This is a genomic window from Micromonospora inyonensis (assembly GCF_900091415.1).
Lineage (GTDB): Bacteria > Actinomycetota > Actinomycetes > Mycobacteriales > Micromonosporaceae > Micromonospora > Micromonospora inyonensis.
The window spans coordinates 2,209,571-2,222,478 of sequence record NZ_FMHU01000002.1 but is presented as its reverse complement, the minus strand read 5'-3'; the positions used below and the strand labels follow the sequence as shown (position 1 = coordinate 2,222,478).

The following is a 12,908-nucleotide window of genomic DNA, read 5'->3' as shown; positions in this document are numbered from 1 at the left end:
TCGTACGGCTGTGGTTGCATGCGGTGCCCTTGTGAGTGGCATGTGGACGGAGGACGGCGGGTTGAGTTCCGATCAGGAACAGGTCGATGCGGGGATCTGGGGGAAGTCTAAGAGGTCGCGCGGAATGGTGGGTTGATCGGCGCGCCTGAACGGATGCAGGCACAGAACTGGTGATCATGAAGTTGCTGACGCTCCGTGATCACGGGAGGTTCTGTGCCTGCCATCCCAGCATGGCTGATCGAGCCGTTGTGGGTCCAGTTCGCCGCGCTGCTCCCCGATCGGCCGACCTACCAACCGACACATCCGCTGGGCTGTCACCGCAAGCGGATCGATGACCGCATCGTGTTCGACAAGCTGGTCCAGGTGTTGCGGTTCGGCTGCGCCTACGAGGCGATCGCCGATGCCACCTGTTCGGCCACCACGATCCGCGGCCGCCGTGACGAGTGGATAGAGCTTGGGGTGTTCGCCCAGCTCAAACAGATCGCCCTGGACGCCTACGACCGGCTCGTCGGCCTGGTCCTCGACGACATCGCCGTGGACGGCTGCATCACCAAGGCTCCCGGCGGCGGCGAGGCCGCCGGACGCTCACCGGTCGACCGGGGCAAGCAGGGCATGAAACGCTCGTTGATGGTCGACGGCTACGGCATCCCCCTCGGCCGGGTCCTGGCCGGCGCGAACCGACACGACTCACCCCTGCTCGGCCCCACCCTCGACCACCTCGACGACCTCGGCCCACTACCCCAGGCCATCACGGTGCACCTCGACGCCGGATACGACTCCCAGGTCACCCGCGCCCTGCTGGCCGAGCGCGGCCTGACCGGTGAGATCGCCCACAAGGGCGACAAGGCGCCCATCCAGGCGAGCCAACGGTGGCACGTCGAACGGACGAACAGCTGGCACAACGCGTTCAACCGGCTGCAACGCTGCTACGAACGAACAGAGAAGGTCATCGACGCCTTCTTCGACCTCGCCGACGCGATCATCACCGTCCGCAGCCTCATCCGGCGTGCATGGACCCTCTACCGGTGGAACAACCGACCCGCCCGCCGCCGATGATCAACAACCATTCCGCGCGACCTCTCAGTCGTGGGGTAACGGGGGTGTGATGGGATGAGCGCGTTGAGTGATGAGGAGCTGTTGGTCGAGGTGTGTGCGGCCTTGGATTTCAGGGCGAGGCGGTGGGCGTCTGTCGTTGTGTCGGGGTGAACACCGCGGCCATCGGTTCCGAGCTGGTTTGCGGACATGAGTGGCGGTGCGCGGGGCTGCTCCGCGTGGGAACGAGATGGCCGACGGCCGAGGCGGTGGTGCGCTGCTGGGTGATTGGCATTGAGTGCCCCTGGTGGGGGTGGGGAGGGGGCGTTGGCGGTGGCTGAGGCTGCTGTTCCTTCCGTGGGTCTCAGTGAGTCGTCGAAGCAGGCCCTGGAGGCGTTCACCGGGATGCGGTTGCACCGGTCGGATCTGCCGGTGTTGGCGTACGACCTGAACGCGTTGGAGGTGCTGGCGGATCGGGTGCGGACCCTGTTGGTTCCGGAGCTGATCCAGGCGATCAAGGCGGTTCGGGCGGCGGGGGAGGGTGAGGTCTTCGACCGGTTCGTGGCGCAGACGGCTCCGTTCGTGGAGTTGTTGGACCGGGTCGCGGATCTGAAGGTGAACGTGGCTCAGGCGATGCGGGGCTTCCTGAACCAGATGGAGCTGACGGATCGTCAGGCGCTGGTCATGTTCATCTTCATGATGACGGAGTTGGCGGTCGCGTTCGCGATGGCGTTCTTCCTGCCGGTGGAGGCGGCGGCGCACATCGTGAAGACCCGGACGATCATCCAGACGATCCTGCGGTCGTCGATGGTGCGGGCGGCGGCGAGCAGCACGGCGATCCAGATGTTGTTCATGCCGGGGTCGTCGTTGTTGGCGCAGATCAGCATGTTGGCTGATGGTCTGGTGCCGGGGGTCGACTGGGCGCAGGTCGGTAAGCAGGCGTTGTACGGGTTGGCGGTGGCGGGTGTCACCACGGCGGCCGGGCCGGCGTTGGCCCGCTTTGCCGGTGCGGTGGGTGGTGGTCTGGGGCACCTCGGGGTGTCGGGTTCCACGCGTGACCTGTTGACCAGTCTGTTGATGGTGCCGGTGTCGGAGGTCGGCATGGAGGTGGTCGGCGACGCCGCCGCCAGCTACATGGTCGACGGGACCTACGACCCTAGTGGTCTCGCTCTGGCCGCGGCGTCCGGGGCGGTGTCGGCGGGAAATGAGCTGGCCGGGACCGCGGCCGGGGCCGCTGCGCGTCGTGTGGCGGTCGGTTTGGGGTTCAATCCGACCCGGCCCCGGTGGAACATGCCCGGTGGCACCGGTTTTACCGCGGACGGTAGGCCGGTCGCGCCGGTGCCGCCGCCCATCCCGGTCACTGCGGACCCGTCCGCGTATCAGCCGGAGGTCGGCGATCCGGCGGGTGCGGGCTCCGGCGGGCAGGCCCCGGTGCCTGTCCCGCCGGTGCCGGTACCGGCCCTGTCGGCGCCGGACCTGTCCGCGCCGGCGTGGTCGGTGCCGGCGTGGTCGGCACCGGACCTGTCCGCGCCGTCGTGGTCGGTGCCGGACCTGCCGGTTCCGTCGTGGTCCGTGCCGAGCTTCTCGGTGCCGACGGTGCCGGTGGTGCCGGTGCCGGAGTGGGTCGCGGCCGCTGGTGCGCTGGTGGTGGAGCGGTGGCAGCGGTTCCAGCGGGAACTGGTGGAGCACTATGGTGGACTGCTGGCCGGGATGGGGCAGGCGCGGCAGTTCCTGGCCGCGCTTCCCGTGTCGGTTGAGCGGGTGTTCGCCGGGTGGGTCGACGCCCGGCGGGGTGATCGGGCTGTTGCGGCTTTCCTGTCCGCTGTCGCGCTTCCTGTGCCGGTTGAGGGGGTGTTCGCCGGGTGGGTCGATGCCCGGCGGGGTGATCGGGCTGTTGCGGCTTTCCTGTCCGCTGCCGCGTTGACCGAGGGGTTTCTGACGGGTGTCCGGCAGCGGGCGGTGGCCCGGGTGGTCGAGGCGTTGGCGTTCTCCGGTGGGCGGATCCCGGCCGAGGTGCGGGCGCGGCAGGTGATCGCCGGGCTGCCGGCGGAGTTCGACCGGCAGGCGCTGCGCTCGCTCGCGCACCTGGCCGTTCAACACCACATCGACCAGTACCTCGCCGCCGGCCTACCCACAGGCGCTGGCACGCCGACAGGCCCCGGCACGCCGCCAGGCGCTGGCGTGCCGCCAGGCCCCGGCACGCCGCCAGGCCCCGGCACGCCGCCAGGCCCCGGCACGCCGCCAGGCCCCGGCACGCCGCCAGGCCCCGGCACGCCGCCAGGCCCCGGCACGCCGCCAGGCCCCGGCACGCCGCCAGGCCCCGGCACGCCGCCAGGCACCGGCGTGTCGCGGGGGGCTGGTGTGTCGGGGGGCGGTGGGGCGGTGGTGTCGTCCGCTGGTGTGCTCAGGGTGGTCGAGGGCGGCGTGTGGGGCCAGGTGGATCGAGGGGTCGATGTGATCTTCGGTGCCCCTGCCGTGTTGCCGGGTGTGGTGGCCGGTCCCGACGCCGGGCAGGTCAGTGCTGTGGCGGGGGTGGTCCGGCAGGCGGTTACCGACCTGTCCGCGCGTTTCTCGGGCGTGGTCGTCCCCGGTGTCACCGCGGCGGCCGCCGGTGTGGCTACCGTCGATATGGGGGAAGGCGGGCGTGTCGGCGGGCCGGCGGTGCCGGTGATGTCCGAGCGGCACACCGCGGCGGCGGCTGGTCTGGCGCAGGCCCAGTTCACCGTGTTGGCCCGCCGCTACGGTGTCGATCTGGCCGGTCATGCGGCGTTGGTCGCCTCGTTCCAGCGGGAGTGGGTGGACGGGTACCACAGGGTGCTCGCCTCGGCCGGCGGGAGCGTGACGTTCGGGACGGTGGATGTGGTCGGGGTCCTCGGTACGGTGCCGGGTGGTGTCGGCTCCCGTGTCGGTGGCATGTCGATCGTCGACGTCGTCAGCGTCGGTGATACGGCGTCGGTCGGTGACGTGTCTGCCGCGAGCGGTGCGGTGTTCAGCCCTGATCTCGGCTTCCGGGACACGGATTCGACCGGTTTCGGGGATACGGGTGCGATCAGTGGTGTGTCGGTGCTGGACGAATCGGTCAGTGCCGGCTCTGGCGGTTTCGGCGAGCCGGCCGTCGCGGCGACCGGGCCGGCCGCGCAACGAATCCACGAGCTCGCCAGTGGCGGTTACGGCCGTGCCAGCGAGGTTCAGCTGCGCCGGCTCGCTGCGGACCTCGGTATCCAGGCGGCGTCGCCGGACGGGGTCCTGCCGCGGCTGTTCGAGGTGTCCAGGGATGTCGTCATGGCGGACACGGTCAGCGGTGTGTACTTCGCCGACCCGGTGGTGGCGGATCTGGACGCGGCGGCGGATCGCACGGCGGCGCAGGCGCTGCCGTCGGTGGAGGGATGGTTCACCATCGCCGGGCACCGGAACCTGGCCGAGCGGCTGGCCGACGATCCGGTGCGTCAGGCCTTGTTCCTCCGGATGCTCACCGCCTCGCCCGCCTGGCAACACGCTGTCGCGCAGGCGCGGCAGCGTGGCGGCGACGCACCCGATATCTTGCTGGTCTGGTGTGACGCGGCATGGCAGGGACCGGGACAGGCCACCTCCTTCGGTGAATGGTTGCGCACCCGGCTGCGCGCCCGGCGGCTGATGTCGTCCACGCACGAGGTGGACCAGATGCCCGGCGAGTTGCGGCCACACGGGGACGAGCCGGTGCGGTCGGTGTTGTTCTCGGATGGTTCGGTGGAGTTGTTCGGGCCGGATCTGGTGGAGGCGGTACGGACCGCGGACATCGTCGAGAACGGTCAGGAACCCGGCGTGCGCTGGCCGGATCAGGAGGACTTCGCCGCCGCTGGCGGTCGGCACCGGTGGGCCGGCTCCGCCTCAGGCGGGCAGTCGCCCGATCCAGCGGAAGGCGGCGACCCGTCTGGTCCTGGCCCGGTGTCCGCTGCCCAGTGGGTGTGGGGCCCGTCGCGGGATCCAGGGGCGCAGTTGCCGGTGCCGGGCCCTGCCCTCGGACCGGACCACCCGCAGGGTGAGGACCTGTCCTGGCTGGACCACTGGGATACGCTGCCGATGTCCGGGCCTGCACCTGCCCCGCCGGCGGGCACGGGCCTGCCCGGGCTACCCGGGCCGCTGGACGACCCGGACGCCCCCACCGCGTCGTCCTGGCCAGCGGGGTGGGCGGAACCGGGGTGGCCGGTACCCGGCATGGGCGTGACCGACGGGCACGGTGCTGCGATGTTCGACCAGCCGGGCATCGACGATCAGGCCAGCGACGGCGGGAACCTCGGCGACTGGGCCGGCGAGGGCGGGAACCTCGGCGACTGGGCCACCTACCAGGGGCCGGACATGGACTGGCAGCCATCCCTCGCGCCCTCCCCGGCGGTGGCCCGCACCGACGCCGGCACTGTCCACGCCGGCGACACCCTCCATCACCCGGCCGACGAGCCACCCACCACGCCCGCCTCGCCGCACCCCGACCAACCCCAACCCCAACCCCAGCCCGCTGCGGGCAGCCGGCGGGTGCGCGACCCGGGCGAGGCCCGGGCGCTGTTCGACCAGCACGCCGGCCACATCGCCACCACAACACGGCAGCCGGAACAGCTGCGGCAGTTGTGGAACGCCCTGATCGACCGTATGGACGACAACGGGATCATCACCGCCAGCCTGTCAGACCTCGCCGAGGCGACATCCACACCGCAGCGGACGGTGCGTGACCGGATCGGGGTATTGCGCGACCGTGGTCTGCTGCAGCGGGTCCAGGGAGGTCGCGGTCGCGTGGCGGCGCGGTACGGGGTGAGCGATCCGGGTCAGCCCCGGCAAGCACCACTGCCGGCCCCTCCCGAGGGCAGCCAGTGGGTGCGCGACCCGGGCGGGGCCCGGGCGCTGTTCGACCAGCACGCCGGCCACATCGCCACCACAACACGGCAGCGGGAACAGCTGCGGCAGTTGTGGAACGCCCTGATCGACCGGATGGACGACAACGGGATCATCACCGCCAGCGAGCCAGACCTCGCCGAGGCGACATTCACACTGCGGCAGACGGTGCATGACCGGATCGGGGTATTGCGCGACCGTGGTCTGCTGCAGCGGGTCCAGGAAGGTCGCGGTGGCGTGGCGGCGCGGTACGGGGTGAGCGATCCGGGTCAGCCCCGGCAAGCACCACTGCCGGCCCCTCCCGAAGGCAGCCAGTGGCTGCGCGACCCGGGCGAGGCCCGGGCGCTGTTCGACCAGCACGCCGACCACATCGCCACCACAACACCGCAGCGGGAACAGCTGCGGCAGTTGTGGAACGCCCTGATCGACCGTATGGACGACAACGGGATCATCACCGCCAGCGAGCCAGCCCTCGCCGAGGCGACATCCACACCGAAGACGACGGTGCATGACCGGATCGGGGCATTGCGCGACCGTGGTCTGCTGCAGCGGGTCCAGGAAGCACACGGTGGCGGGGCGGCGCGGTACGGGGTGAGCGATCCGGGTCAGCCCCGGCAAGCACCACTGCCGGGCCCTGCCCTCGGACCGGACCGCCCGCAGGGTGAGGACCTGTCCTGGCTGGACCACGGGGCTACGGTGCCGATGCCCGGGCCGACACCTGCCCCGCCGGCGGGCACGGCTCTGCCAGGGCTGCCCGGGCCGTTGGACGACCCGGACGCCCCCACCGCGTCGTCCTGGCCGGCGGGGTGGGCGCAACCGGGGTGGCCGGTACCCGGCATGGGCGTGACCGACGGGCGCGGTGCGGCGATCTCCACCGACTTCGACCAGCCGCGCATCGACGATCAGGCCAGCGAGGGCGGGAACCTCGGCGACTGGGCCACCTACCAGGGGCCGGACATGGACTGGCAGCCATACCTCGCGCCCTCTCCAGCGGTGGCCCGCACCGACGCCGGCACTGTCCACGCCGGCGACACCCTCCATCACCCGGCCGACGAGCCACCCACCACGCCCGCCTCGCCGCACCCCGACCAACCCCAACCCCAACCCCAGCCCGCTGCGGGCAGCCGGCGGGTGCGCGACCCGGGCGAGGCCCGGGCGCTGTTCGACCAGCACGCCGACCACATCGCCACCACAACACGGCAGCGGGAACAGCTGCGGCAGTTGTGGAACGCCCTGATCGACCGTATGGACGACAACGGGATCATCACCGCCAGCGAGTCAGACCTCGCCGAGGCGACATCCACACTGCAGCGGACGGTGCGTGACCGGATCGGGGTATTGCGCGACCGTGGTCTGCTGCAGCGGGTCCAGGGAGGTCGCGGTCGCGGGGCGGCGCGGTACGGGGTGAGCGATCCGGGTCAGCCCCGGCAAGCACCACTGCCGGCCCCTCCCGAAGGCAGCCAGTGGCTGCGCGACCCGGGCGGGGCCCGGGCGCTGTTCGACCAGCACGCCGACCACATCGCCACCACAACACGGCAGCGGGAACAGCTGCGGCAGTTGTGGAACGCCCTGATCGACCGGATGGACGACAACGGGATCATCACCGCCAGACTGTCAGACCTCGCCGAGGCGACATCCACATCGCAGCCGACGGTGCGTGACCGGATCGGGGTATTGCGCGACCGTGGTCTGCTGCAGCGGGTCCAGGGAGGTCGCGGTCGCGGGGCGGCGCGGTACGGGGTGAGCGATCCGGGTCCGCCCCGGCAAGCACCACTGCCGGGCCCTGCCCTCGGACCGGACCGCCCGCAGGAGGACCTGTCCTGGCTGGACCACGGGGCTACGGTGCCGATGCCCGGGCCGGCACCTGCCTCGCCAGCGGGCACGGGCCTGCCTGGGCTGCCAGGGCTGCCAGGGCTGCCCGGGCCGTTCGACCCGGACGCCCCCACCGCGTCGTCCTGGCCGGCGGGGTGGGCGGAACCGGGGTGGCCGGTACCCGGCATGGGCGTGACCGACGGGCACGGTGCGGCGATGTCCACCGACTTCGACCAGCCGGGCATCGACGATCAGGCCAGCGACGGCGGGAACCTCGGCGACTGGGCCGGCGACGGCGGGAACCTCGGCGACTGGGCCACCTACCAGGGGCCGGACATGGACTGGCAGCCATCCCTCGCGTCCTGGCCGGCGGTGGCCCGCACCGACGCCGGCACTGTCCACGCCGGCGACACCCTCCATCACCCGGCCGGCGAGCCACCCACCACGCCCGCCTCGCCGCACCCCGACCAACCCCAGCCCGCTGCGGGCAGCCGGCGGGTGCGCGACCCGGGCGAGGCCCGGGCGCTGTTCGACCAGCACGCCGGCCACATCGCCACCACAACACGGCAGCCGGAACAGCTGCGGCAGTTGTGGAACGCCCTGATCGACCGGATGGACGACAACGGGATCATCACCGCCAGCCTGTCAGACCTCGCCGAGGCGACATTCACACTGCGGCAGACGGTGCATGCCCGGATCAGGGTATTGCGCGGCAGTGCTCTGCTGCAGCTGGTCCAGGAAGGTCGCGGTGGCGGGGCGGCGCGGTACGGGGTGAGCGATCCGGGTCAGCCCCGGCAAGCACCACTGCCGGCCCCTCCCGAGGGCAGCCGATGGCTGCGCGACCCGGGCGGGGCCCGGGCGCTGTTCGACCAGCACGCCGGCCACATCGCCCCCACAACACGGCAGCGGGAACAGCTGCGGCAGTTGTGGAACGCCCTGATCGACCGGATGGACGACGACGGGATCATCACAGCCAGCGAGTCAGCCCTCGCCGAGGCGACATTCACACTGCAGCGGACGGTGCATGCCCGGATCGGGGTATTGCGCGACCGTGGTCTGCTGCAGCTGGTGCAGGAAGGTCGCGGTGGCGGGGCGGCGCGGTACGGGGTGAGCGATCCGGGTCAGCCCCGGCAAGCACCACTGCCGGCCCCTCCCGAAGGCAGCCGATGGCTGCGCGACCCGGGCGGGGCCCGGGCGCTGTTCGACCAGCACGCCGGCCACATCGCCACCACAACACGGCAGCGGGAACCGCTGCGGCAGTTGTGGAACGCCCTGATCGACCGGATGGACGACAACGGGATCATCACCGCCAGCGGGTCAGACCTCGCCGAGGCGACATCCGCACCGCAGTCGACGGTGCATGCCCGGATCGGGGTATTGCGCGACCGTGGTCTGCTGCAGCGGGTCCAGGAAGCACACGGTGGCGGGGCGGCGCGGTACGGGGTGAGCGATCCGGGTCAGCCCCGGCAAGCACCGCTGCCGGGCCCTGCCCTCGGACCGGACCGCCCGCAGGGTGAGGACCTGTCCTGGCTGGACCACGGGGCTACGGTGCCGATGTCCGGGCCTGCACCTGCCTCGCCGGCGGGTACGGGTCTGCCAGGGCTGCCCGGGCCGTTGGACGACCCGGACGCCCCCACCGCGTCGTCCTGGCCGGCGGGGTGGGCGCAACCGGGGTGGCCGGTACCCGGCATGGGCGTGACCGACGGGCACGGTGCGGCGATGTCCACCGACTTCGACCAGCCGGGCATCGACGATCAGGCCAGCGACGGCGGGAACCTCGGCGACTGGGCCAGCGAGGGCGGGAACCTCGGCGACTGGGCCACCTACGAGGTGGACCCAGCCCGTTCGCTCGATGTGGACCCGGCCGATCTGCTCTATCTGCTTGAGGCCGTGGGCACGGAACCCGACCCCGCGCCGCAACCGATGGATCCGCCCCGGCCGCAGGCCCCGCCCGGCCCGACATCATGGTCGCCGCCCAACGGCGACCAGCCCAGCCAGTCCCCAGGAACTCAGTCGTTCCCGCCCGGACCGGGCATGCAGGATCCGGCACCTCAGTCGCCGATGCCCGGGCCGGCACCTGCCCCGCCGGCGGGCACGGGCATGCCAGCGCTGCCCGGGCCGTTGGACAACCCGGACGCCCCCACCGCGTCGTCCTGGCCGGCGGGGTGGGCGGAACCGGGGTGGCCGGTACCCGGCATGGGCGTGACCGACGGGCACGGTGCGGCGATCTCCACCGACTTCGACCAGCCGGGCATCGACGATCAGGCCAGCGACGGCGGGAACCTCGGCGACTGGGCCACCTACGAGGTGGACCCAGCCGGTTCGCTCGATGTGGACCCGGCCGATCTGCTCTATCCGTTTACGGCCGTGGGCACGGAACCCGACCCCGAGCCGCAACCGATGGATCCGCCCCGGCCGCAGGCCCCGCCCGGCCCGACATCGTGGTCGCAGCCCAGCGGCGACTAGCCCAGCCAGTCCCCCGGGACTCAGTAGTTCCCGCCGGGACCGGGCGTGCAGGACTCGGCACCTCAGATCGCGCGGCCTGCCGGTCCGGGCGGCTGACCGCCCCGGCGGGCCTGTCCGCGTGGACAGCTCCGAGACCAGATCCAGTACATGCTTCTGGCAATCGGCCAGGGTCGCCCCGGCTGCGTTTGCCGAAAGGGCCTCGCCGTAGTTTCCGGACCGAAAACAACGCCAGCCCTGATCGCGGCCCCGTACGAACGCCAGGGAACTTGGATATCCATCACGTCCTTGACCAGCGTTGGTGTTGTTTTCGGTCCGGAAACTACCGGCGGGCCCCATCGCCAAACTCCTCGGCGTCTCCCGCACCACCCTCTACAAGGCCCTGCCCGACCTCACCCCACCCCAGCCCGCCAACCGACCCACCCCGCAACTCCCGACCCCGCCCACCACCGACCAGCGACCAGATGCTCACCTCCACACCCCGGCCTCTCGCATACTGCGGTAGTGGCGTGGAACGGGAGGAGCGTTCGATCGGGTCTCCGTGGCGCCCGTTGGCGGGGGCGGTCAGAGCGACTGTTTGTACAGGTGCCACCACTGCGCGGCGGGTATGCCGGCGTCGGCGAGGTGGTCCAAGCCGTCGAGGCCGTTGACCGGTAGGACCTCCATCAGTTCCTCGTGGAAGAGGAAGAAGTTGCCCTGCAGCGCGTCGCAGTGCTGGCAGCCGTTGGACGGAGCGCCCCACGGGCACCAGGCGCAGTTGCGGCCTCGACCAACCGCTGCGGTCCCCTGCTGCTTGCCCGACGACCACGATCTGCGCACTGGTTCTCGCCAGGGGCCTGGTTGGTACCTGTTTCGCAAGGGTCGGCAACCTGGCGCGTGGTTCGGTGCGTAGGTGAGGGGGCGGGCAGAGGGAGGACCGGGTTGGAGACGGATGCGTAGCGCGGCGGAGGAGGAGATCAGCGAGTTCGTGCGGGCCCGTTACGCCCGGCTGTCGCGGCTTGCTTATCTGCTTTGTGGCGATCATGGCAAGGCCGAGGACCTAGTGCAGACGACACTGACGAAGGTCGCTCTGGTGTGGCATCGCTTGGACGAGAACGTCGATCACTACACCCACCGAGTGTTAACCAATACCTACATCAGCGCGCGGCGGCGGCGTTCGTGGTTCGAGCGGCCGGTAGCGCATACGCGGGAGTGGGCAGGCCGTGATGAGTTCGCCTCGGTCGACGACCGGGATCTGCTGCGGCGTGCATTGGCCCGGCTGCCGTCCCGGCAGCGGGCGGCGGTGGTGCTGCGGCACTACGAGGACTTGAGCGAGGAGCAGACCGCAGCGGTTCTGGGTTGCGCGGTGGGCACGGTGAAGAGCTTGACGTCGCGAGGCCTGCGGTCACTGCGTGCTGATCTGGATGCCGGTCGGCTGCCAACAGCGGCTGGTCGAGGAAGGGATGGTTCGTGAGCATCGATCGGGAGTTGCGGAATCGGTTGATCGATCTAGCCGACGAGGTGCGAGTGCCGGCGACACCTGACATGGCCGTCCATCGCCGGGTCAGGGCGGTGCGCCGCCGCCGTACGGCGCTCGCGGGATCGGCTCTGCTGACCGTCGCGGTGGTGGCGACCTCCATGGTCCTCGCGGGTGTGGTGATGCCCCGGGGTGGAGACCTGACGGCGGCGCCAGGTGACGGCCCGTTCTTGGCGTGGAACCGCGTGGGTGATGCTCCCGAGTCCATGGTCGATGACGCCAAACGGGCGTGGGACCAGGCGCGGCCTGGCAATGTGACCGGTGCTCATACCGAAGTGCGGGCGCTGTTGACGGCGGAGGATCCGCACCTGGGACGGGTGGTCGTACTACAGGCCTACGACGGTGCGGGCCAACCCCGGATCGGGTTCTTCGTGGCGTCTTCAACCGCAGGGCCGGAGATGCGGCTGCTGGCCGATCGGCCAGCGCCTGTTCCGGAGCAGACGCGGGTGGTCAGTCTGGTCAGCCCACGCGCGCCTGCGGGTAGTTTTACCGATTCCTACTGGAGCGGCTACGCGATCGCGGTGGCGATGCCGGGGGTCACCCGGTTGCAGATCACGAGCACGAGTATCGACGACGAGATGGTCGAAGGGGGCGGTGCTCCCACCGGCCGATACCTCATTCGGCGGTTGCCGCAGTCATCGACCGCTCTGACCGTGCGCGTCAAGGGCTTTGCCGGCGGTGAGTCGGTCTTTGACAGCCCCGCGCAGGGTGGCGCTGTCGGCGACGCGGAGTACCTGCCCGCGATCGTGACTGAGCGCAGGGCGGACCATCTGACGGTGTCGGTGGCCGAGGCGGGCCGCGTTCGTACTGGGCAGCTCGTCGCCGTTGCCCACGGCCTCGTCGGCCAGGTGGCGCAGGTTGACCCGGCTGGCCGGGAGGCGCGGGTGCAGCTGCTCAACGCAGCGGGGTTCGAGATTCCCGCCTACACCGATATCAGCAACCAGCCCGGCGTCCTGCGCCAACGCGGCGGTCTCGTCTTCGGTGACCTGGCCCCCACCTCCGAGGTCAACGAGGGCAACCGGCTCCTGGTGGCCGATCCCGCTCAACACGATCCACTCGCCGGAGCCATCACCGCTGCCCACGCGGCCAAAACCCGCACCAGTGGTCAGGTCACGGTTCCAGCCCGCCCGGCTGTCTCCATCGACGGGCTGCGGGAGGTCTTCATCAGCGTGCCCGCCCTCTCTCCGCCTGCCTGACCCTCGACCAACAGAGGCGGGACGCC

6 protein-coding genes are annotated in these 12,908 nt (G+C 71.2%); 5 read left to right on the top strand and 1 reads right to left on the bottom strand.

The features are described 5' to 3' along the window. Positions 1–213 precede the first annotated feature (213 nt). The 3 genes from GA0074694_RS24335 (at position 214) to GA0074694_RS31135 (ending at position 10,675) form a co-directional block, all read left to right on the top strand. Positions 214–1,056: an IS5 family transposase gene (locus tag GA0074694_RS24335; protein ID WP_091453604.1), complete on the top strand. Its 843-nt coding sequence runs from the start codon at positions 214–216 to the stop codon at positions 1,054–1,056. A 333-nt stretch (positions 1,057–1,389) separates the two neighbouring features. After that, the gene (locus tag GA0074694_RS24330) at positions 1,390–10,173 is read left to right on the top strand and encodes a winged helix-turn-helix domain-containing protein (RefSeq protein WP_091462295.1); all 8,784 of its coding nucleotides are present in this window, start codon (positions 1,390–1,392) and stop codon (positions 10,171–10,173) included. Between the two features lie 298 nt (positions 10,174–10,471). After that, positions 10,472–10,675, top strand: a complete 204-nt coding sequence (locus GA0074694_RS31135; RefSeq protein WP_141714266.1) for a helix-turn-helix domain-containing protein — start codon at positions 10,472–10,474, stop codon at positions 10,673–10,675. Between the two features lie 59 nt (positions 10,676–10,734). Here GA0074694_RS31135 and GA0074694_RS24325 read toward each other — a convergent pair whose 3' ends face one another. Continuing rightward, the gene (locus GA0074694_RS24325) at positions 10,735–10,989 is read right to left on the bottom strand and encodes a hypothetical protein (protein WP_091462293.1); all 255 of its coding nucleotides are present in this window, start codon (positions 10,987–10,989) and stop codon (positions 10,735–10,737) included. 112 nt (positions 10,990–11,101) lie between these two features. Between GA0074694_RS24325 and GA0074694_RS24320 the strand changes: the two genes are divergently transcribed. Then, positions 11,102–11,623 carry a SigE family RNA polymerase sigma factor gene (locus tag GA0074694_RS24320; protein WP_091462292.1) on the top strand — a complete coding sequence of 174 codons (522 nt, stop codon included), beginning with the start codon at positions 11,102–11,104 and terminating at the stop codon, positions 11,621–11,623. Next, positions 11,620–12,882 (top strand): rod shape-determining protein MreC, encoded by a 1,263-nt coding sequence (locus tag GA0074694_RS24315; RefSeq protein ID WP_091462289.1) that lies wholly within the window; start codon positions 11,620–11,622, stop codon positions 12,880–12,882. The genes GA0074694_RS24320 and GA0074694_RS24315 overlap by 4 nt, the downstream gene beginning before the upstream one ends. Positions 12,883–12,908 lie beyond the last annotated feature (26 nt).